Origin of the sequence: Lacihabitans sp. CCS-44, from assembly GCF_024343735.1 — a bacterium.
GTDB lineage: Bacteria > Bacteroidota > Bacteroidia > Cytophagales > Spirosomataceae > Leadbetterella.
On record NZ_RJUE01000064.1, the window covers coordinates 1 to 23538 of the forward strand.

Here is a 23538-nt window from a genome sequence, read left to right on the forward strand (position 1 = left end):
TCACAGAATATTTTACAGATTTCTTTCCGCTTTTATTATCGAGCCCCTCTTTAAGTTTGCCAGACATCTCACTCACCATGGTGCTGTCTACCCGAATCAAATTGTACTTTAACTGCTCACTATAAGCATAATAATCTGAAAAAGTAGTGTAGATGAACTCATAGACTTCCTTAAAGTAATGATAGTCAATCTTTGAAAGCCTTTCCGAAATGGAGCTTCTGACTACGGTTTCCCTTTCATCTAAGTCAAACAGTACTTTAAATCCAGAATCGTTAAAAGTATCTTCTAAAGAGCGTTGGCTTAGTTTCTCATTGTCTAGAATTCCATAAAGTAATGATAGTCAATCTTTGAAAGCCTTTCCGAAATGGAGCTTCTGACTACGGTTTCCCTTTCATCTAAGTCAAACAGTACTTTAAATCCAGAATCGTTAAAAGTATCTTCTAAAGAGCGTTGGCTTAGTTTCTCATTGTCTAGAATTCCATAAAGTAGTAGATAGAATACCTTTTTGGCATGCAATACTTTAGTATAATAGTCAACATTCGTATTAGAAGATAGGTGGGTTAATAAAGCCTCTGGTATTAACCCTATCAGTTGGCTTACTGATACCTTGTGGTTCTTGAAATTTGTCATTAGATTTTAAGAAAGCGTAGCCAAAGATACAAATTCATAAGTCTAAGACAACGACAAATCATTAATAACAAAAAATGGCCGGAAGATATTTAATCTTCCGACCATGACTAAGCGGATGCTCCTTTTTTTGTGTGTTTTTATCAATAATCAATTTCTTCTAAGCCAAAAACCTAACCAAAGCCCTATGGCACCCCAGCTTACTACCGCATCGAGCAAATCCACAAGGGTTTTGGTTTGAAACCAAATAGAATTAACATAAGTAACTGACAAATAACCAATCATCCCAACCGACAAAGACGATAAAACAATAGTTTGAAAACTTGGATTACCCATCTTTTGCAGGACAAAAATCAAAAGAAAAACAGCTAAAATATCAACTAGCAAGCCACGCATCAAATTCATGCTCATTCCCGTGTCTAAAGCTTTATGATAATAGATTTGAGCCCAAGGTTTACCATTGCTTTCTTCATATTGTTTTTGCATTTCTTCTTGGGATGTACCTGGGGCTGAGCCTGGCAAATAATAAAAGCCTTCTTCGAGGTTGTCACCCAAATATTTCAAAATTTCGGTCTGTTTAGGAGTATACTGCTGTGTGTTAGAATGTAAATTCACAGCAGCCCAAGATATAAACTGCCAAATAAATAGAATGAGGGCTCCGACAATAACGCCGATAATAGTTTTTTTCATTTTGTTAGGGGTTAGATGTAAGAATATTAATCAAATTTAAAAAACATTAATCAGTTTATAATACAATTGTTAGATTTTTTAGCCTTTCCTTCTTTAAAAAAATAACCCAAGAAAGCTACACTTTTGTTAATAAACAACCTACTAGATGCGTTAACGTTTAGTTAAAAATAGATTATTGACTGGCAGAAACGATTATTGCCTTTACATTTGAACAAAAAAAAATACAACAACAATGAAAAAACTAAGCACCTTGATTTTGATGGCCGTTTTGCCATTATTTACCGAAGCTCAAACAGCCGCAGAGGTTGTAAATAAATTTTTAGAGGCGGCTGGTGGTGAAGACAAAATTTCAGCCATCAAAACTTTTCAATACAAAAGATCTTACAAGGCCAATGCGGCCACAGATTACGATGAGGAAGTAACGATAGCAAGTGGAGAAAATAAGTTTTCAAGGAAGAAGTCTATTCTTGATCGTGATTTTTATTATGTATTAAATGGAAATGCGGGATGGTTAAAAATACCGATGGGGAGCCGAGACAAAGCTCCTTCTTACACTACTAAAGACCTAAACGAAAAAGAAAAAAGCGATTTAATGCTTGAAGTGAAAGATGGACTTATGCCATTTTATAATTTTGAAGTCAAAGGTTACAAATTACTAGAAGGTGCAATAGACGTTAGCATAGATGGAAAATCAACCTCGAAATTGACCATTGAAAAAACTGGAATCAAAAGAGAATATTATTTTGATAAATCAAATGGCCTCTTAGTAAGAGAAACATGGATTGTGAATGGCATTACTCATACATTGGATCATAAAAAATATGCTGATACCAAACTTGGAGTCAAACTACCAGTTGAGTCAAACTATATCAATACCAAAGACAAGAAAAACACCGTCGTGATTACTGAATGGATTCTAGAAAACCCAACCCAAGGAGTGTCGTTTATAAAGTAAATCCGGTTTTCAGGGCTTTAAATATTTCGGCATCCGCTTGGCCATCGGTAAAAACCTCCAAAAGGGCGGCTCTAGGGTCGCCTTTTATCATGATATCCAAGCCTTCAGCCATCTCTATCATATTGGAGGCTTTCAAATACCGAATTCCCGACTCCTTCGCCAAACTTTCTGCAGTACGGCCCTGATGTGTCACAAAATGACTCTCTAGTTCTTCCTGTTTCGATGGGCCGTCAATAATTCTGAAAATATTTCCTCCTCCGTTGTTCAGCAATACAATTCTTAAATTTTGGGGTAATTCGCCATAAAAAAGTGCATTGCTGTCATAAAAAAACGATACATCACCTACCAAACAAACTACAGTTTTATATGTTTTCAATGCTTGCCCAATGGCTGTACTTACTATTCCGTCAATTCCACTTGTTCCTCGATTTGAACTTACTTCAAACCTTTCCTTTGACAATCCTCCTAAAAGATTGGCATAACGAACCGGCATACTATTGCCCAAATGCAACACAAACTCCGAAGACAAACTTTCAAGCAGCATTGAAGTGGCCTTGAGCTCACCAAAGTCTACATTATTTAGAAATTTATTTAAATATCTTACTGAAATTTCTTCTAGACTATTCCATTCTAAAAAGTAATCATTTTCCTCGTCCTCATCTCCCGTTTTTAGTTTTTTCATGTCCAGAGTCTCTAACAATTCTTTAAAAAAATACTTGGGAGAAACCTCTATTTTATGACTTAAAGATTGCGTAGGATCAATAAGATCAGGGTGTTCTTGAATATGCCAATGGTAAGTTGGTTTATTTTTTCTGATATATTGTTTGAAGGTTTTTGAAATAAAAGATTTTCCTGCCGTAATTAATAAATCTGGTTTTGAATCTCCTACTTTCCCTAAAAAAACATCTTGTGAAGAGATTTTTTCATCAATATTGACATTTGAAATAATGTCAGCCAAAACTACCACTCCTTCTTCGGCAATTAATCCACCCAATTCATCATCTAAATCCTCTTTATTTTGTCCAATAGCTATCAATTTTCGCTCCGTTTTTTGCCAAATATCCATTAAATCTGACCAAGCAGCTGGAGCAAGAACAGCACTTTTTTGAAGAAATTCCACTTTGCGTACGATCGGGAATACTCTCTCATTTCCTTCAGGATAGAAAGGTTCTCTAATTGGCACATTGATGTGGACAGGGCCTTTTGGTGAAGTCTGAGCAAGTGCCGCAGCCTCGTTGGTAACTCTTTCTACTTGCCACTGAGCATCTTTATGGGTATAATCCACTGGCAAATCAAAGGTTTTTTTGACATGGCGACCATAAATATCCTTTTGAAAAATCGTTTGACCGTCGTACTGATGAATCCACTCGGGCGGCCTATCTGCTGTAAGAATCAAGAGTGGTAGCTCTTGAAAATAGGCCTCCGCTACAGCTGGAGCAAAGTTGAAAGCTGCCGAACCAGATGTACAGACCAAAGCCACCGTTTCGCCCGATTGCAACGCCATGCCCAAAGCCACAAACGCCGCCGAGCGTTCATCTGCAATTACCCTCGTGTTGATTCTGGTGTTCCTAGCAAAAGCCAAAGTGAGAGCAGCACTGCGTGAGCCTGGACAAATGATAGCTTCTTTTATTCCGTGCAAAGCACACAATTCTACAATATTATATAGAGGTTCAAGCAATGGCATTTTTCGAGAATATTTTTCACAAAGTTAAACTTATACCCTGTTTTGTAGTTCAAAAACCATAAGAAATACCAAAAGAAGTTGAATTTGCTTCGTTTTTTTTCTAATTTCTTTTTTATATATTAGACTAAACAACTTTTGATGTTAGTTTTACGTATAATTGAAAAAACACATTTATCAAATGAAAATCAAATATTGGAGTTTTGTCTTATTGATTTCGGCCTCCTTTTCTTGTAAGAAATTGACTGAAGTTTTTCCAAAAACTGATGACACCACTAGCACCACAAACCCTAACGCAGATGTAAATAGCTGGATATATGACACCATGAAAAGTTATTACCTTTGGGAAAACCAACTGACAGCCAAAGCCAGCACAGACAATAAATTGGTGCCAGCCGATTATTTTGAGTCTATACTTGTAAAAGCAGGCGAATTAGATAGATTCTCTTGGATTCAAGAGGATGTAGCGGAGCTGACTGCATCATTACAAGGTGTAAATAAAGTTGTAGGCATTCGTTTTACTCCATTTTATTCTAATACAGCCAAAACCAAAGTAGCTCTTTCTGTAGCTTATGCTTTGAAAGGCTCACCTGCAGACAAAGCCGGCATTAAAAGAGGAGATTTCATTGTGAAAGTAAATGGAAGTGAATTAACCCCAGAAAATTATAGTGCTGCTTTTTCTACAGACAATCTGAAGTTTACTCTGGGCGACTACAACGGCACGGAAATAATAGCAAATGCCAAAACTGTTGATGTGATAAAGGCGGAGGTACAAACCAATCCTATCCAACACTATTCTATCATTGAGAAAGGAAATAAGAAAATAGGCTATTTGGTTTATTTACAATTCCTTACACAATACGATGCCGATATCAGAAATGTATTCAAAGAGTTTAAAGCCAAAGGAGTAAATGAGCTCGTACTTGACCTCAGGTACAACGGTGGCGGATACATCTCTTCTTCAGATATTATAAGCTCATTGATTGTAAAAAACCTAAAACCAGGAAGTTTAATGAGTAAACAAGAATGGAATACGGAACTTACTTCGGCTTACAAAAGCAAATATGGTAATGATGTATTTGACACCGACTGGCTCAATGAGCCCAATAATTTGGGTACTCTAAACCGAGTTTTTGTTCTTACATCAACAGGAACGGCTTCTGCTAGTGAATTGGTTATAAACAACCTAAAGCCTTACATGGATGTAATATTAATCGGCGACCATACCTACGGAAAAAACGTAGGATCAATAACATTATCAGACGACAAAAAAAGATGGAAGTGGGGAATGCAGCCGATTGTACTGAGAACAGTAAATTCATTGGGACAGTCAGAATATGGCACCAAAGACGGCTTTGCTCCTACTGTTAAAGTTTCAGACAATGCCATACCATTTATGCCATTTGGTGACGAAAACGAAACTTTATTATCTGTGGCAATTCAGCAAATAACCGGACTATCAGCCAGTAATTACAATGCTAATGCCAGAATAAAAGGAATAAAAAAAGTGGACATACTAAATTCCGCCTATCCTTTGGACAATCCGAAACGTGAAATTCGAGATATGTTTATAGACAAATTGCCCGGTCAAAAATAAAAAACTAAATTTAAATGCCTGAAAATCAAATTCAGGCATTTTTTTTTCTTAATTTTTTAAGAAAAATTACTTGCTTTGACAACTAATTTAAAAAAAATAAATAACTTGCAAACTCTAATAAAACAAGGTACAATGGAAACAGAAACAATGAACATCAAAATCAGACGATCTGAACAAAGCAGAGTTAATCAATTAGACCCAGACAATATAGCGTTTGGTACACTATTTACCGACCATATGCTAGTGGCAGACTGCGTCAATGGTGTTTGGCAAACTCCCGAAATTGTACCTTATGGCGATATTGCCTATAATCCTGCACTAGCTTCGTTGCACTACGGACAGTCAATTTTTGAAGGCATGAAAGCTTTTAAAAATGAAGACAACGAAGTGCTGATGTTCAGACCTCTAGAAAACTTCAAGAGATTCAATATTTCGGCAGAGAGAATGTGTATGGCACAAGTACCAGAAGAAATCTTCATAGGGGGCTTGGAAGAATTATTAAAAATCGATGCGGAGTGGGTACCCAAAGGAGAAGACAACTCACTGTATTTAAGACCATTTATGTTTGCCAGTGATGTATATTTGGGCGTAAGGCCTTCTCAAAACTACAGATTCATGATCATCATGAGTCCTGCCGGCAAATATTATTCTACTCCACCAAAAGTAAAAGTAGAGACTGAGTTTATAAGAGCAGCTCCGGGTGGTGTTGGTTATGCAAAATGTGCAGGCAATTATGCCTCGTCACTTTACCCAGCTAAATTGGCTGCTGAACAAGGATATACACAATTACTTTGGACAGATGCTATTGAGCATAAATATTTTGAGGAGTCTGGCACCATGAACGTGATGTTTGTAAAAGACGGCAAAATAATAACACCTGCAGTAAGCACAACAATATTGAAAGGTATAACCAGAGACACGCTAATACAATTAGCGAAGTCTATGGATATAGGAGTAGAAGAAAGAAGAGTACCGGTAGCTGAGATTATTGAAGGTATCTCAAATGGTTCTGTTACCGAAGTATTTGGGGCAGGAACAGCCGTAGTGGTATCTCCTTTCGCTGCAATTGGATTTGAAGGAACAGACTATGAGCTTCCAGCCATCACTGATGCCTCAATTTCTACTAGGTTGAAAAATGCGTTAAACAATATAAGGACAGGTAAAGTAACTGATACCTTCGGATGGGTTTGGAAGGTATAATTTTGAATCTCTTTTTTTTGCTACCGTTTAAAAATAAAAAAGTCTAATATTAAAAATATTAGACTTTTTTTATGCTTAAAACACTGTAAATTAAATTTTTATAAATAGATTTACTCTTATAAAACTTTCCTAATAAAACTACATTTTAAATTTTGGCAAGGTTATTGACAAACTCTAAAGTGAGTATAAAACAATAGCATAATGAAAAAACTCGTTGCTTTTTTAATAATTTCAATTGCCTTCTCTAGCTTGGCATCATTCAAAACCTCTAAACCAGAAAGTTTTGGATTTTACAAAGGAAGTTTCGATAACGTAATACGTGAATCGAAGAAACAGAAAAAACCAATCATTTTAGATTTTTGGGCTGCTTGGTGTGCTCCTTGTCAGAAACTTGACAAAGAGACTTTTACTGACAAAGAATTGGGTGCTTATTTAAGCCAAAATTACTTGGTCTACAAAGTGGATATAGACACTTTTGATGGGATGGAAATTGTAGATAGGTTCTCTATTGATGTTTTTCCGACCATGTTGGTTTATGACCCTAAAAATGGTCAAATTGGTAAGTTTAAGGGATTTTACCCAGCTGGGTATTTACAAAAGGAGCTTGAAAAAGTGCAGGCAAAATACAATATCTATCCTGTACACACACAAGACGGTCTAGCTATAAACAGATAACAAACTTTAAAGTACTTTCTTAAAAATGCCCCAAACGGGGCATTTTTTTTTAATGCAGCTTATCTTTTCATTCTATTTTCATCCAAAAAATAATATTGTGCGTAATTTTGTCAGATGAAATTACAGAACGACTTAATATTAAGAGCCGCCAAAGGTGAGCAAGTAGAAAGAATACCAGTGTGGATGATGCGTCAAGCTGGTAGAATATTACCTGAATACAGGAAAGTCAGAGAAAAAGCAGGAAGTTTTATAACTCTTGCCACAACTCCTGAAATGGCCGCTGAAGTTACCTTACAACCCGTAGATATACTCGGTGTAGATGCAGCCATCATATTCTCAGATATATTGGTAGTGCCTGAAGCTATGGGTTTACCCTACGAAATGATTGAGGCTAAAGGCCCTTTTTTCCCTGAAACAATTAAAACCATACAGGATTTAGATAAGCTTTCTAAGGCAAATCCTGTTGATCACTTAGTCTATGTTTTGGATGCAATTGATATTGTTAAAAAAGAATTAAATGGCAGGGTTCCTTTGATTGGTTTTGCTGGAGCTCCGTTTACTATATTCTGTTACATGGTAGAAGGACACGGATCAAAGACTTTTTCGAAAGCAAAAAAAATGATGTATTCAGAGCCTGAGTTAGCACATGCACTTTTGCAAAGAATCACTGATGCTACGATTGCCTATTTGAAAGCTCAAATTGTTCATGGTGCAGATTTGGTACAGATTTTTGATTCGTGGGCGGGAATTTTGTCTCCTGAACAATATCGTGGATTTTCTTTACCTTATATTTCGCAAATATGCGATGCCATTAATGAAGCACCAATAACAGTTTTTGCCAAGGGGGCATTTTTTGCCAGAGAAGAAATAGGCAAAACAGCATGCAATGTGGTAGGATTAGACTGGAACATGGATATTTCTGAATCTAGGAAACTGATACCCAACAAAACTCTTCAAGGCAACTTAGACCCGTGTGTATTATACGCTCCAATAGCAGAAGTTGAGAAACATACCAAAACCATGCTTTCGGCATTTGGAAAACAGAAATATATTGCGAACTTAGGTCATGGAGTTTACCCTGACACAGACCCAGAGAAAGTAAAATGTTTCATTGAAACGGTAAAGGCTTTCTGATGTAATTTTTCATAGAAACTTCCGTTTGATACTTTAAAACAAGATTCCTTTTTTGTTTCAAAACAATTTTCAAAATTTGGTTAATATTTCCAATTCACAAATGAGAATTCTATTGTTGTGCACAGCCTTACTAACTTATATTCAAACGTTTGCCCAAAAAGTAGAAACACTAGGTGGTGCCGTAAATACAGAGTATAGCGAAATTCACCCGCTAATCGCCCCTGATGGTCAAACTTTGTACTTTGTAAGGGTAAGCCACCCATCAAACAACTTTGGTAAAGATGGCAGTAACGATGTTTGGTTTTCTGATTTGATGAGCGATAAACGCTGGGCAGTGGCACGCAAAATGGCTAATACGATAAACAAAGACAGATATAACGACTTGTTTAGTATAACACCCGACGGCAACACTGCCCTCATTCGTGGAGTATATACAAACGGAAGAAAAAGCGACGAAGTGGGGATTTCTATTAGTAAAAAGAAAGGCACTACTTGGCAGCAGCCTAACAAGTTGGATATACCCAAACTAGATGCTATGTGTAAAGGGCAATTCCTTACTGCATTTTTGAGCAATAGCGGGAAAGTGCTGATATTGGCATTTAGTGAGAAAAAAAACTCAAAGGAAGACGATCTTTATATAAGCATATTGGATAAATTAGGAAAATGGTCCAAACCAGAGAGCTTGGGTAATGACATAAATACTCCGAGCTCAGAAACTACTCCATTTTTGGCCGCAGATAACAATACCCTTTATTTTTCCTCTGATAGAAAAAACGGAGAAGGTGGATTTGATATTTGGGTCAGTAAAAGGAAAGGAAAGTCTTGGACTGGATGGAATAAACCCATAAACCTAGGTAAAGAAATAAATTCCGACAAAGATGAGATGTATTTTTCGATAGAAGCCTCAGGAGAATTTGGATACATGTCGAGCAAAAACAAGGCTGTTGGAAAGTCTGACTTGTTTAAGATTAGATTGAGGGAAGAAGCAAAAAAAGCTTCTGATGATGCAGCTTTGACGGCTTCAAAAAATATTGATACCAAAAAAGATACTGAAAAAAAAGAAGAAATTCCTATTCTTGCACCTACTCCAACCATATTGTTGAGCGGCGTAGTGAAAGACCAAAAGACAGGAAAACCAGCAGAAGCAAAAATAATATATGAAGACTTAGATAGTGGAGAAGAGCTTGGTGTAGCAGACTCCAATCCTCTTACAGGCGAATATAAAATTTCACTTCCATACGGAAACAGGTATGCGATAAGAGCAGAGGCTAAAGACTTCATACCTGTTTCAAAAAACATTGATTTGACCATCCAAGGGGCGTTTAAGGAAATAAAAGACCTCGATCTGTCAATAGCACCCATACAAACGGGTGTCACAGTCCAATTGTATAATATTTTCTTTAAATTTGGGCAAGCTACTCTTGAGCCTGAATCTTATTTCGAATTAGATCGCATGATAGCCGTTATGAGCCAAAATCCTACAATGGTTATTGAAGTACAAGGTCATACTGATAATGTAGGTTCTGCCGAAGCTAACCTCCGATTATCCCAACAAAGAGCGGATGCCGTTCGAGATTATTTTGTTCTTAAAAAAGTATCTTTGGATAGAGTAAAAAGTGTTGGTTTTGGTGAAGCCAAACCGATAGCCTCTAATGGAACCACCGAAGGACAAGCTAAAAACAGAAGGGTGGAGTTTGAAATTAAAAGAAAGTAAGATTCTAAAAACCTTAAATGAATAAAGAATTAAGTAGGAAGTTTACTGTAATATCTTTCCTATCAATGATTTTGGTAGTGGTGTTACATTCCAACAACATGGTTATAAACCTAAGTTCTGGCAATATAATTGTGCCAAAAGGCTATAATTCATTCATCCAGGACTTCTTCACACAAGGTATAGCAAGAACTGCAGTCCCACTATTTTTTATAATTTCTGGCTATTTATACTTTTTAAATATAAAAGGAACACGCTCCGAATTTAAAGCCAAAATCAGTAAAAGAACAAAGACAATTCTTATTCCTTATTTGATATGGTCAAGCTGGGGTCTTTTATTCTACACAGCTCTACAATTTCTTCCTATGTCTCAAAATTTTTTTACCAATGGGTTAATAAAAGATATGCGTATGGAAGAAATTCTTAAAATTTTATTCTTAAATCCGCTACCTTTTCAACTCTGGTTTTTAAGAGATCTGATTATCTTAGTTGTTTTTTCGCCTTTGCTATTTTTTACCATAAAATACCTAAGAGAATTGGCCGTTTTTTTGGCATTTATTCCATGGATTTCCGGATATTTTTACGGATTCATCAACACGGATTCATTGTTGTTCTTTATGTTAGGCGGGTATTTAGCTATTTTCGATAAGCTAATTTCATTCGATGTGAAAAAATATGCTTATTTGCTATTTCCATTCTGGATTTTACTTGTGATAATTAACAGTATTTTTCTCTTTCAAGGAATTAGTATCTTTGATTTTTGGATGTCATTCCTAAACAAAATCACACTTTTGGTAGGCGTAGTAGCGATTTGGACGATCTATGACAAATTACGTGGCAAGATAAATATAACTAAACTTAACCCCATTTTTAGTTATTCCTTTTTTCTGTTTGCATTTCATGAACCTGTCCTTACCATGGCAAAAAAAGGTTTATTTTATATTTTAGGCAAAAACCAGCTTGTTTCCTTTTCTGTATATATTTTAGCTCCTCTTCTTACCATAGCATTAAGTTTATCGGTTGGATTTCTATTAAAAAAATATACTCCAAAAATTTACAACATCGCTACCGGGGGAAGATAAAAATTAACATCAATTGCAAAATTGAGCTGAATGGAACGAATTGTGAAGGTGATCGCAAATAGTTCAAATTGAGTAATTGTGCTGTTTACCCAGGAAAACAATAAAAAAACACGATTCTTTTCTTTCAAACTTATCAGCTCCTGCTCGTAGGGTACTGCGAAGTAACAGCATTAGAGATTAATAAAAGGTATCGATATGTATAGAAAAAAAATGACTCGATGTATGTCATAAAATAGGGCCACTATCTATCCCTATTTTTGTGAAAGAGCTTATCAAATTCGAACAAAATTTTAGGACATAAAAAAGGCCAGCTTTGTAAAAGCCAGCCAAGTATTTAATAGCTATTTCTTAGTGCTGAACTCCACCCTCTCCATGAACATGTCCATGGTCAAGTTCTTCTTGAGAAGCGTCTCTTAATCCAATAACCTTGCCCTCAAATTTTAACGTTTTACCCGTCAACGGATGATTAAAATCCACCTGTACGATATCACCTTCCACCGCATATATTCTACCTGTGATTTGGCTTCCATCATCATTTGTAAAAGGGACAAAATTGCCAATCTCTAACAAATCAGAAGGAATTTCACCATTCTCTATTTTAAACATATCCAAAGGAAAATCTGCCACATCATCTTCCGAGAAATCGCCAAAACCTTCCTGTGGCCCAAGTTCAAAATCAAACTCATCGCCTACTTTTAATCCGGCCATTTTGGTTTCAAAGTCAACTGGCAAGCCACTATGGCCAGCCAAATACACCATGGGTTGATCTTCACCCACCACTTCTACTATTTCGTAATCATCTTCTTGGCTTTGTATATACAATTCATATGTAATCGTAACTACTTTTTTTTCAGATATTTGCATTTTATTTTTGATTTTTTAAAAGTAGATAAAAATAAGGATTTTAAAGATGAAGCTCTCCACCGATAAAGAATATTAAGCTACCTTTGTGCTTTGAAATTTTACAGCAAAACTACGAATAAATTTATGTCAAAAAATTATTTAGGCCTTTTAATGCTCTTCTTATTCGTTTCAGAAAGTTTTGCCCAGAAAAAAAATAACGATTACAATTACTACATAAAAAAAGTAGATACCAAAATAAAAATTGACGGAAAGTCAGATGATACAGCCTGGGCAAATGCTCAAATAGCAACCGATTTTTTTCAAGTTTTGCCGATGGACACGAGCAAAGCAAAAGTTAAAACCGACGTGAAGTTTTGCTACGACGACAAGAATCTATATGTTTTATTTATCAACTACAATTATATAAAAGGCTCAAACATTGTAGAGTCTATGAAGCGAGACTGGAATTTTGGAAAAAACGACAATGACCTGCTTTTTATTGACACTTTCAATGACCTCACCACAGGTTTCTCGTTTGGCTCAAATGCCCGCGGGGGACAGTGGGATGGCCTAATGTCAGGTGGATCGGGCATGAATTTAAGTTGGGATAACAAATGGCAATCAGAGGTAGATTTTGACGAAAACCAATGGACTTGGGAAGCCGCCATTCCTTTTAAGACCTTGAGATATAAAGAAAATACGACAGTGTGGGGTATAAACTTCAGTCGATTAGACCTAAAAACTACAGAAAAGTCTTCTTGGACACCTATTCCTAGGCAGTTCCCTACTGCCTCTTTGGCATTTACAGGTAATTTGGTTTGGGACACGCCTCCCCCATCGCCTGGTGCAAACATCAGTGTGATTCCGTTTATAACGACTGGGGTCAACAAAAACCATGAAGCCAAAACGAATCCCAAAGGCGAATTTGGAGCAGGATTTGATGCTAAGTTTGGGCTGACTTCCTCACTGAATCTCGACCTAACGGTACTGCCCGATTTCTCTCAAGTAGAAGTGGATGTACAACAAACTAACCTTGACCGCTTCGAGTTGTTTTTCCCTGAAAGAAGACAATTTTTCATAGAAAATGGAGACATTTTTAACAATTTTGGTTCAGCCAGTTTACGTCCTTTTTTCTCAAGAAGAGTAGGCCTAGACGCTCCGATATATTATGGTTCTAAAGTATCAGGGAAGTTGAATGACAACTGGAGAATTGGCGGAATGAACATGCTCACAGGCAAAAATTCTGATGGTGTGGCAGGCTCCAATTACACAGTATTGTCTACGCAAAGAAAAATTTTCAAGAGGTCATATATAGGTGCTATTTACGTAGATAGAGAAACTACTCTACGAAAGAATCATGACTCAACAAATAAATTGGCGGATTTCAACAGAACTTTTGGCTTAGAATATTATCTGGCCTCAGCAGACAATAAGTGGTTAGGAAAAGCATTTATGTTTAAGACATTTTCGCCAGAAATAAAAGGTCAGAATAATGTAACTTCGCTTACAGTCTCAAGAACGACAAAGAAATTAATATTATCTGGCACAATGGAAACGGTTGACACAGATGTAAAAGCCAATGAAGTGGGATATGTTAGACGTAACAACTACATACACTTACGACCTGAGGCCTCTTATCTGTTCTTCCCGAAAGGCGGTAAAGTACTGTCTCATGGTCCTAGCATAATGTTATCGTTTTATCTGTCGAAGGCACAAATAGATATGAATGAAAATACCAATGTGATTTTCTATAAATTCAATATGAGAACACAGGCAACTTTTACAGTTTGGAGAGCTACCGATTATGTAAAACTAACAGGTAATTTTGACCCAACAGGATACAAAAAACAATATTTGAGTTCAGGCCAAGAACATGACTGGAAATCTTGGGGAACCATGTTTACCTCTAAACCACAATCCGTTTTTACCTATGGATTTGAGACCAGATACGGAGGTTATTATGCTGATGGAAAACGACTTAGACTCGACACCGAAGTAGCCTATAGATTTCAACCTTATGTTTCTATTGCACTTAAAAGCAATTTTAACAAGCTGACCTTTGAACAAGACAGACGCCTGCCAGAAGCATTAAAAAAGACCACCCACAATCTCTGGCTTTTAGGGCCAAGATTAGACGTAACTTTATCTAACAAGATGTTTTTTACCAATTTTATGCAGTATAACAACCAAACGAATAACTTCAACATAAACACAAGGTTTCAATGGCGTTATAGCCCAGCCTCTGACCTTTATTTGGTTTATACTGACAATTATTTTGCAGATACTTTTGCACCAAAAAACAGGGCTATCGTATTGAAATTTACTTATTGGTGGAATGTGTAGTTGGTTAATTCTCGCCCTGAGCGAAGTCGAAGGGGGTTAATTGGTTCAAAATAAGCTTAAATCTTTAAGTGAAAACCAAATTGTTGTTAAAAAAGGTACTCGCTATTTAAGAATCAAATTTTTTTTTAACGACAATTTCTTTAAAGTTCAATGGCTTAATTCCGGCTTCTTTTAGATTTTTCAGTAAATTGCTTTATAAAACCTCAATCATGGATAAAAGGCAATTCTTGAAAACTATTGGACTGTCGGCACTTTCTTCGCCGGTTTTTAGTAAATCTTTTCATTCTCTATTGAAAGAAAAAGAGCATCTTTCAGCTGAAGAATTAGCCCAAGATGAAGCCTTTTGGAAAAAAATCAGAGGTGACTATAAACTTAATCCTTCATTTATCAATCTCGAAAATGGTTATTACTGCATAAGTCCGACACCAATCAAGAATGCTTTTCTGAAAAACATTGAGGAAGTAAACATGCTCGGCTCCTACTACATGCGTAAGATGAGATTTCCGGATAATGAAAAAGTCAGAACCAAACTAGCCGAAGCAGCAGGATGTGCATACGAAGAAATAATAGTAACCCGAAACACCACTGAATCAATTGATACGGTTGTGTCAGGCTATGACTGGAAGCCTGGAGATGAGTCTATTATGGCTGAACAGGACTATCCTTATATGATTCAGCACTTTGAACTAATGGCTCAGAGATATGGCATGACCAACAGGATTTTGTCTGTGCCTATGCACCCAAATAACGATGATGAAATCGTGAAAATGTATGAGTCGGCCATTACACCGAAAACTCGCCTTTTGATGGTGAGCCATATCATTAATATTACTGGACAAATACTTCCAATCAGAAAAATATGTGACATGGCCCACAGCCGCGGCGTAGATGTGGTAGTAGATGGAGCCCATGCATTTGGTCAGTTTGAGTACAAAATCTCTGATCTCAACTGCGACTATTATGGCACCAGCCTCCACAAATGGCTCTCAGCACCTCTTGGAGCCGGTTTTCTATATATCAAGAAAGATAAAATTAAAAACCTGTGGGCGTTATTTGCCGATAATGGATACCCGCAGGACGATATTCGGAGGGTGGTGCACACAGGTACTCCAGCAGTACATACCGAAATCAGCATCATGAATGCTCTTGATTATCTGAACTTTATTGGCATAAAACGCAAAGAGGCTCGCCTGAAATTCATCAGAAATTATTGGATGGAACGCCTCAATGATGTGCCTAACGTAACGATAAATACTCCAAATGATAACACAAGAGCTTGTGGGATTGGAAATGTAGGGTTAAAAAACATGACGCCTACTGAAATGGCCGAAAAATTATTGGCCAATCATAAAATATGGACAGTTGGAATAGAAGGCCAAAGTGTATTCGGATGCAGAATTACACCAAATATTTATACCAGCACAGCCGAATTGGATGCTTTTGTGGCGGCTGTGAAAAGCTTGGCGAAGATATAGTTTTGAGGATTAAGACAACAATTGTATATCTAAAAACGTATTAAAGATTAACCTAAATTAAAACAAATGAATTCTCCCTTCGCCAATCGTTTTTTGTTAATCGTTTTCATTCCCACTTTTTTCTTCATCGGCATAAATGCTGCGGCACAATCAAAAAAAGATATCAAAAACAATAAGGTTAAGGCTATTACTGAGACAGTTACGAAAGAAGGAAAACCGATAAAGGATGCATTTCTGAAATACGACAAAAATGGCAATATCTTAGAAGAAATAAACTTTGACAACAACGGAAAAATAAAAGAAAGAACAGTATATAAATATAACAACATCAACGAGAAAAGTGAGAAAGTAAGTTATGACACCAACGGTAAACAAATAGCCAAAGAAACCTACAAGTATAACTCCGACGAGGAAAAATCCGAAGAAAATATTTATAACGGCAATAACATTTTAGTAAGCAGGTCCGTATATACTTTCAACGGCAAGGGTTTGAGAAAAGAGAAAAAGACTTTCGATGCCAAAGGCAACTTGATCCAGACCAAAACATACCAATATGAATACTGAAAGTCTGCTTGACAAAATAAATGAGGAAGCTTGGCTCTTTGAGAAGATTACGCTGGACCAAATGGACAGCGTAAAACTCATGGACAGAATGGACGTTAAGTACCTGATTCCCTTAAACTTACTTCCGAATGTACTTCAAGAAGCTCGGCCATTCTACAAGCTTCTAGAAATAAACAATGAACGTCTTTGCTCTTACGAAACACTGTATTACGACACCGAAGATTACCAACTTTATCACTCGCATCAGTCAGGACGACTCAACAGATACAAGGTGAGATTCAGAAACTATGTGGGTTCTAACCTTTCTTTTTTTGAAATAAAACATAAAAACAATAAAGGCCGAACACTGAAAACGAGAATAAAACAACCCAATACTTTTGAGGAAGTTTTAAATAAAGAAAAAGCAGATTTCTTAGAAAAAACCACGCCACTGTCGGCCAATGAGCTCAAAGGAAACCTTATGGTAAACTATAAAAGGATGACCTTGGTAAACAAAACTTCGAAAGAAAGACTGACCATGGACTTGGATTTGACTTTCATAAAAGACCAAAACGAGGTAGTTTACAACCAATTGGTAGTGGCTGAAGTGAAGCAAGAAAGGCTGGGATCGTCACCAATTATCGACATTTTCAAAAAATATCATTTACGCTCAGGGTCTATTAGCAAATATTGCCTTGGTGTAATGAGCACAGACCAAGAAGTGAAACATAACCGATTTAAAACCAAATTTTTACATCTAAAAAAAATAATAACCCAATATGATTCTTTTGCAAGAGCTAGTATCTGACACCGAAACATTCCAATGGTTTGACAAGGTCTCCTTCAAATTTTTATCGCGTTTTTTGGTTGATATAGTGGCAGTATTTATCCTAGTTAGGTTCATTTATTTCCGCCATTATCGCCGAACTGACCTATTTCTAACCTTTTTCGGCTTCAACATCATCATTTTCTTGATAACCTACCTGCTCAACAAAGTAGAGATGAGCATGGGGGCGGCATTCGGACTCTTTGCAGTATTTTCGATGTTGAGGTACCGTACCGAAAACATATCGGCTAAAGACATGACCTACCTGTTTTTCTCCATTGCCCTGGGCCTCATAACGGCCATTAGTAAAGGTTCTTGGGACGACCTCGGCATCATGTGTTTAATACTGCTGGGCCTAACGGCTTTACTTGAAGGAGGCTGGTTGATGAAAAAAGAGAATACCAAAATCATAACTTATGATAAAATTCAGCTTATTACTCCTGAGAGAAGAGAAGAACTTTTGCTAGATTTGAAACAAAGAACTGGCTTAAACATACACAGAGTTAATATACAGGAGATTGATTTTCTGAAAGATGCCACACAGATTACCATTTTTTACTACGAAAATTAAAAACGCTTAAGAATGAAAAAAATATTTTTTTTAGCTCTAATATGTTTAGGTGCAAAAATTACGCTCGCACAAGACGGCTTAGGATTACGTAGTGGAGTGAGTTTGGAGAAAAAAGTAACCAAAAAAATAACACTTAATGCCACCGGGCAACTGAGGTTTAATAACAACATTTCGTACTTGCAAACCTACATGTTTGAGCTGGGCGGAGAATACAAAATCTCCAAAGCCTTCGATGTCGCGGTTTATTATCGATTTGCAAATAGGAGAAAAGACGAAACCAAAGAATTTAAAAATCGTCATAGATTTTATGCCGACCTAGGCTATGGTAAAAAGTTTGGCCCTATTAAACTTGAAAACAGGCTGAGATATCAGCACCAGTTTAAAGACAACGATGGAGTAACAGAGTTTGACGCCAGCTACATCAGAGACAAAATAGAAGCCTCTTACTCAAACAAATCGAAGTTTACGCCTTATATATCCAACGATTTCTTTTTCCAAATTGGTGGAACTTTAGATCAACTACGTCCAAAAGCCGGAGTTAGCTACAAAATCAATAAGAAAAATGGAGTTGATTTGAGTATATTTAAAGACATTGACTTGGTCGGCACCGAGGCCTACGGACCAGTGATTGGCCTAGCATATAAACTGAAACTGTAAAGTAACTTCAAAGACCGCCAAAAGGTGGTCTTTTTTATTTAAACAAAAGCATACCCAAGGCCACTTACTTTTACCCCATTTTTTTCTGGTATTCTTTATTTTAATGAATTAAATTTGCAGTTCATTCCAATCAAAGATAAAATGATTCATTTCTTCGGAAGCCAATCTGATACCGTTTTTGCAGTTCAAACCCTCGATGTTATAGCACCTGAAAACCTCCCGAAATTATTTTGGTTGTTTAATGCTACGGCCGAAAATCAGTTTACGAAAGTAAATCAACCTGATGCTCAACTAAATGCAGTTTTCGTGGGTCCAAGAGCGGCGATGATAACCCCTTGGAGCACAAATGCGGTAGAAATTACCCAAAATATGGGAATAGAGGGAATAGTAAGAATCGAAGAATTTCATGCTGTTGCTGCTGATTTCAAGGATTTTGACCCGATGTTATCACAGAAATATACTGAACTGAATCAATCCATTTATACAATTAATATTCAGCCAGAGCCGATTCTTGAAATTGAAAACATTGACGAATATAACAAAAAAGAAGGATTGTCTTTGAGTCAAGAAGAGGTGGAATATCTTGAAAATTTGGCCAAAAAACTAGGGAGAAAACTCACTGATTCTGAAGTTTTTGGTTTTTCACAAGTAAATTCAGAACACTGCCGTCACAAAATTTTCAATGGAACTTTTGTGATAGATGGTGAAGAAAAACCGAGCTCTCTTTTTAAATTAATCAAGAAAACCTCTCAAGAAAATCCAAACGATATCGTATCGGCTTATAAAGACAATGTAGCTTTTGTAAAAGGACCTATTGTTACTCAATTTGCCCCAAAATCCGCTGATAAACCCGATTTTTACCAAGAAACAGAGTTCGAATCGGTTATTTCAGTCAAAGCCGAAACACATAATTTTCCAACGACAGTAGAGCCTTTCAATGGTGCGGCAACTGGAGCAGGTGGCGAAATTCGCGACCGTTTGGCTGGTGGACAAGGTTCTTTGCCTTTGGCAGGAACGGCCGTATATATGACATCCTATTCAAGGCTTGCCGAAGATAGACCTTGGGAAAACGGCATGGAGGCACGCCCTTGGTTGTACCAAACCCCAATGGATATTTTGATAAAAGCATCCAACGGTGCTTCAGATTTTGGGAATAAATTTGGCCAGCCGCTTATATCTGGCTCACTTTTGACTTTTGAACATACAGAAGATGCTCGTAAGTTGGGTTTTGATAAAGTAATCATGATGGCAGGCGGAATTGGCTACGGAAAAGCCAGCCAAGCCATAAAACAGTCTCCAACCGAAGGCGACAAAGTTGTGATTTTAGGAGGAGAAAATTACCGAATTGGTATGGGTGGAGCAGCTGTTTCATCGGCAGACACTGGTGCTTTTGGTTCAGGTATTGAGTTGAATGCCGTTCAAAGATCAAACCCAGAAATGCAAAAAAGAGCTGCCAATGCCATCAGAGGCTTGGTGGAAGCCGAGCATAATCCAATAGTTTCGATTCATGACCATGGTGCTGGCGGTCACCTCAACTGTCTTTCTGAATTGGTAGAGGAAACTGGTGGTTTGATAGATTTAGACAAATTGCCTGTGGGCGATCCAACACTTTCTGCAAAAGAAATCATTGGTAACGAATCACAGGAGCGAATGGGATTAGTAATTGGTGAAAAAGATTTGGCTACACTGAAAACTATAGCAGATAGAGAACGCTCACCTATGTATACGGTGGGTGATGTAACCAGCAACCACAGATTTACGTTTGAGTCGAAGTCAACGGGCATAAAACCTATGGATTTTGCCATAGAAGACATGTTTGGCAGTTCTCCAAAAACCATCATGGCCGATAAAACCATTGACAGAAATTATTCAGACTTAGCATATTCAACAGAGAATATAGAGAGCTACCTTAAGCAAGTACTTCAATTAGAGGCAGTTGCATGTAAAGATTGGTTGACCAACAAAGTGGATAGATGTGTGGGTGGCCGAGTAGCCAAACAACAATGTGCGGGACCTTTGCAATTGCCACTCAACAATGTGGGCGTAATGGCTCTTGACTTTAAAGGAAAAGAAGGAATAGCCACCACAATCGGTCATTCACCTGTTTCAGCTTTGGTAGACCCCGTGGCTGGCTCTAGAAATGCCATTGGCGAAGCACTTTCCAACATCGTTTGGGCTCCTTTAAAAGACGGCTTAAAATCAGTTTCGCTTTCAGCCAACTGGATGTGGGCTTGTAAAAATGAGGGCGAAGACGCCAAATTATATGAAGCAGTAAAGGGCTGTTCTGATTTTGCTATTGAGTTAGGAATTAATATTCCTACAGGCAAAGACTCGCTTTCGATGAAGCAAAAATACCCTAACGATGAGGTAATTGCTCCAGGCACGGTTATCATATCAGCAGGTGCAAGTTGCTCTGATATCAAACAAGTGGTCGAGCCAGTTTTACAAAGAAATGGCGGGAACATCTACTATGTAAACCTGTCAAAAGATAGTTTTAAACTAGGTGGAAGTTCATTTGCACAGATACTAAACAAAGTAGGAAAAAGTGTACCAACCATAACAGATTCAGCATATTTCGCCACTGCTTTTAACCTAATTCAAGATTTAATTAAAACCAACAAAATAAAAGCTGGTCATGATATCGGAAGTGGTGGTTTAGTTACCACTCTTTTGGAAATGAGCTTTGCAGATGTGAATTTGGGAGCTAAATATGATTTGAGCCCCCTAACCTCCGAAGGGGGAATTCAGAACGATTTCATTCAAATTCTTTTCTCAGAAAACATTGGATTGGTTTTGCAGGCTGGTTCAGAAATAGAAACAGAATTTAAAAACAAAGGAATTGAATTATTTAAAATAGGTGAAGTTGTCGAAGGAAATTCAGTTTCCATAAAACATAATTCTGACGAAATTAACCTTAATATCAGCGAGTTAAGAGATACTTGGTTTAAAACTTCATATTTACTCGACCGTCGCCAATCCAAAAATGGAAGAGCTGAGGCACGTTACGAAAACTACAAAAACCAGCCTTTAAAATATACTTTTCCACAGCATTTTTCAGGAGAAAAACCATCTACAATAAGTGGTATAAAAAAGCCCAAAGCAGCCATCATCCGTGAAAAAGGCAGCAACTCTGAAAGAGAAATGGCCAATGCTATGTTTCTTGCAGGTTTTGATGTGAAAGACGTTCACATGACAGATTTGATTTCAGGAAGAGAGACTTTGGAGGACATCCAGTTTATTGGTGCGGTTGGAGGATTCTCAAATTCAGACGTTTTGGGTTCAGCCAAAGGCTGGGCAGGAGCATTTTTGTACAACGAAAAAGCAAACATGGCCCTAAAAAAATTCTTTGCGAGAGAAGATACACTTTCGGTTGGAATTTGCAATGGTTGTCAACTGTTTATGGAATTGGAATTAATCAATCCAGAACACGAAATCCACGGCAAAATGCTTCACAATGAGTCGCATAAACATGAAAGTATTTTCACATCTGTAACAGTTCAGAAAAATCATTCAGTTATGCTTTCGACATTGGAAGGAGCTACTTTGGGTGTTTGGGTATCGCATGGAGAAGGAAAATTCAACCTCCCTTACGGAGAAGAAAAATACAACATCGTAGGAAAATATGGCTACGAAAGTTACCCAGCCAATCCTAACGGCTCGGATTTCAACACCGCCATGATGTGCGATGCAACAGGAAGACATTTGGTGATGATGCCGCACATTGAGCGTTCTACTTTCCCTTGGAACTGGGCACATTACCCAGCTGACCGCAAAAAAGACGAAGTGAGTCCTTGGTTGGAAGGATTTGTAAATGCTAAGAAGTGGGTGGATGCTAAAAACGCTAAATAGTTTATTTTTAAATACATAGACATATAGATATCATAGGTTTCTTTTGTGTCCTATGTGTTTAGGTGTTTCATAAAAAATACTTTGTACGCTCAAATTTGTCGCAAATCGCCCATAATTTGTCTTTTTTAGCTAATCATATTAGGTGTTAGATGGAATACATTTGTATCTTTAAATACATTTAAGCTTTGACAAATATGGAAGTTATAAAATTCTCAATTGTTATTAATGCCACCAGAGAAAAAGTATGGAACACCATGCTTCAAGATGCTACATATAGAATCTGGACCAAAGAGTTTGCAGAAGGTTCACACTATGAGGGTTCTTGGGAAAAAGGCAGTGAAATACATTTCCTTGGCCCAGATGAAGACGGCAACTTGGGCGGCATGTATTCAAGAATTAAGGAAAACGTCGAATACGAATTCATTTCGATTGAGCATCTCGGAATGATCAGCAAAGGAATCATAGACACCACCAGTGAGGAAGTAAAAAAATGGACGCCTTCGTTTGAAAACTACATTTTGCTACCAAAAGAAAATCAAACCGAGCTTTTGGTTGAAATGAACACTACAGCAGAGTATGTACCGATGTTTGAGGAAATGTGGCCTCGTGCTCTTCAATCTCTTAAAAATCTTTGTGAAAAATAACCAAAAACGATATGACAGAAGACATCTACCCTTGTTTATGGTTTGACGGAAAAGCCAAGGCAGCCGCAGAATTTTATTGCAGTATTTTCAAAAACTCCAAAATCCTCTCAGAAAACCCAATGGTGGTTATATTTGAACTGAACGGCAGAAAGCACATGGGTCTCAATGGTGGCCCAATGTTTAACTTCAACGAAGCAGTGTCGTTTGTAGTTACTTGTGCCGACCAAGCCGAAATAGATTATTACTGGGAAAAACTAACAGAAAACGGCCAAGAAAGTATGTGTGGATGGCTGAAAGATCAATTTGGCGTTTCATGGCAGGTTGTTCCGAGTATTTTGGGAGAACTCATGTCTGACCCAACTAAAGTTGGGAGAGTATCGAACGCATTTATGCAAATGAAGAAATTTGACATTGAAAAACTCAGAAATGCTTGAT

20 protein-coding genes are annotated in these 23538 nt (G+C 37.3%); 16 read left to right on the top strand and 4 right to left on the bottom strand.

Translation table 11 applies throughout. The annotated features are described in order from the left end of the window. Positions 1-315 precede the first annotated feature (315 nt). Together EGI26_RS19490 and EGI26_RS19495 are read right to left on the bottom strand one after the other, a co-directional pair. Positions 316-630 (bottom strand): hypothetical protein, encoded by a 315-nt coding sequence (locus tag EGI26_RS19490; RefSeq protein WP_255080750.1) that lies wholly within the window; start codon positions 628-630, stop codon positions 316-318. Positions 631-777: 147 nt separating this feature from the next. Further along, entirely contained in the window at positions 778-1317 is a 540-nt protein-coding gene (locus EGI26_RS19495; protein WP_255080751.1) for a hypothetical protein, read from the bottom strand. A gap of 232 nt (positions 1318-1549) precedes the next feature. Between EGI26_RS19495 and EGI26_RS19500 the strand changes: the two genes are divergently transcribed. Then, positions 1550-2272 (top strand): hypothetical protein, encoded by a 723-nt coding sequence (locus tag EGI26_RS19500; RefSeq protein ID WP_255080752.1) that lies wholly within the window; start codon positions 1550-1552, stop codon positions 2270-2272. On the opposite strand, the gene menD is transcribed toward EGI26_RS19500, so the two are convergent. Next, positions 2262-3956, bottom strand: a complete 1695-nt coding sequence (menD, locus tag EGI26_RS19505) for a 2-succinyl-5-enolpyruvyl-6-hydroxy-3-cyclohexene-1-carboxylic-acid synthase (RefSeq protein ID WP_255080753.1) — start codon at positions 3954-3956, stop codon at positions 2262-2264. The genes EGI26_RS19500 and menD overlap by 11 nt on opposite strands. Positions 3957-4134: 178 nt before the next feature. On the opposite strand from menD, the gene EGI26_RS19510 reads away from it, so the two are divergent. The 6 genes from EGI26_RS19510 to EGI26_RS19535 all read left to right on the top strand — a co-directional run bounded on the left by EGI26_RS19510 (position 4135) and on the right by EGI26_RS19535 (position 11352). Then, complete coding sequence (locus EGI26_RS19510; protein ID WP_255080754.1) at positions 4135-5550, top strand: S41 family peptidase; 1416 nt, start codon at positions 4135-4137, stop codon at positions 5548-5550. Between the two features lie 132 nt (positions 5551-5682). Next, positions 5683-6750: a branched-chain amino acid aminotransferase gene (locus EGI26_RS19515; RefSeq protein WP_255080755.1), complete on the top strand. Its 1068-nt coding sequence runs from the start codon at positions 5683-5685 to the stop codon at positions 6748-6750. A gap of 201 nt (positions 6751-6951) precedes the next feature. Beyond that, positions 6952-7425 (top strand): thioredoxin family protein, encoded by a 474-nt coding sequence (locus tag EGI26_RS19520; RefSeq protein WP_255080756.1) that lies wholly within the window; start codon positions 6952-6954, stop codon positions 7423-7425. A 114-nt stretch (positions 7426-7539) separates the two neighbouring features. Continuing rightward, complete coding sequence (hemE, locus tag EGI26_RS19525; protein ID WP_255080757.1) at positions 7540-8559, top strand: uroporphyrinogen decarboxylase; 1020 nt, start codon at positions 7540-7542, stop codon at positions 8557-8559. A 100-nt stretch (positions 8560-8659) separates the two neighbouring features. Further along, positions 8660-10273, top strand: coding sequence for an OmpA family protein (locus EGI26_RS19530; RefSeq protein ID WP_255080758.1), 1614 nt, complete (start codon positions 8660-8662; stop codon positions 10271-10273). A gap of 17 nt (positions 10274-10290) precedes the next feature. After that, entirely contained in the window at positions 10291-11352 is a 1062-nt protein-coding gene (locus EGI26_RS19535) for an acyltransferase (RefSeq protein WP_255080759.1), read from the top strand. A 348-nt stretch (positions 11353-11700) separates the two neighbouring features. On the opposite strand, the gene EGI26_RS19540 is transcribed toward EGI26_RS19535, so the two are convergent. Beyond that, the gene (locus tag EGI26_RS19540; protein WP_255080760.1) at positions 11701-12216 is read right to left on the bottom strand and encodes a peptidylprolyl isomerase; all 516 of its coding nucleotides are present in this window, start codon (positions 12214-12216) and stop codon (positions 11701-11703) included. A gap of 150 nt (positions 12217-12366) precedes the next feature. Here EGI26_RS19540 and EGI26_RS19545 point away from each other — a divergent pair, with 150 nt between their 5' ends. The 9 genes from EGI26_RS19545 (at position 12367) to EGI26_RS19585 (ending at position 23537) form a co-directional block, all read left to right on the top strand. Further along, positions 12367-14538, top strand: coding sequence for a DUF5916 domain-containing protein (locus tag EGI26_RS19545; RefSeq protein WP_255080761.1), 2172 nt, complete (start codon positions 12367-12369; stop codon positions 14536-14538). A 209-nt stretch (positions 14539-14747) separates the two neighbouring features. Beyond that, complete coding sequence (locus tag EGI26_RS19550; protein ID WP_255080762.1) at positions 14748-16013, top strand: aminotransferase class V-fold PLP-dependent enzyme; 1266 nt, start codon at positions 14748-14750, stop codon at positions 16011-16013. 66 nt (positions 16014-16079) lie between these two features. Continuing rightward, positions 16080-16577 carry a hypothetical protein gene (locus tag EGI26_RS19555; protein WP_255080763.1) on the top strand — a complete coding sequence of 166 codons (498 nt, stop codon included), beginning with the start codon at positions 16080-16082 and terminating at the stop codon, positions 16575-16577. Then, positions 16567-17364, top strand: a complete 798-nt coding sequence (locus EGI26_RS19560; protein WP_255080764.1) for a polyphosphate polymerase domain-containing protein — start codon at positions 16567-16569, stop codon at positions 17362-17364. Before EGI26_RS19555 ends, EGI26_RS19560 begins: the two co-directional genes overlap by 11 nt. After that, positions 17336-17953, top strand: coding sequence for a DUF4956 domain-containing protein (locus tag EGI26_RS19565; protein ID WP_255080765.1), 618 nt, complete (start codon positions 17336-17338; stop codon positions 17951-17953). The genes EGI26_RS19560 and EGI26_RS19565 overlap by 29 nt, the downstream gene beginning before the upstream one ends. A gap of 12 nt (positions 17954-17965) precedes the next feature. Further along, positions 17966-18610, top strand: a complete 645-nt coding sequence (locus EGI26_RS19570) for a DUF2490 domain-containing protein (protein ID WP_255080766.1) — start codon at positions 17966-17968, stop codon at positions 18608-18610. Between the two features lie 141 nt (positions 18611-18751). Then, a complete protein-coding gene (purL, locus tag EGI26_RS19575) occupies positions 18752-22459 on the top strand; it encodes a phosphoribosylformylglycinamidine synthase (RefSeq protein WP_255080767.1) in 3708 nt (1235 codons plus the stop codon). A 194-nt stretch (positions 22460-22653) separates the two neighbouring features. Beyond that, positions 22654-23103 (top strand): SRPBCC domain-containing protein, encoded by a 450-nt coding sequence (locus tag EGI26_RS19580; protein ID WP_255080768.1) that lies wholly within the window; start codon positions 22654-22656, stop codon positions 23101-23103. Positions 23104-23114: 11 nt separating this feature from the next. Further along, positions 23115-23537: a VOC family protein gene (locus EGI26_RS19585; RefSeq protein ID WP_255080769.1), complete on the top strand. Its 423-nt coding sequence runs from the start codon at positions 23115-23117 to the stop codon at positions 23535-23537. The last annotated feature ends 1 nt before the right edge of the window (position 23538 follow it).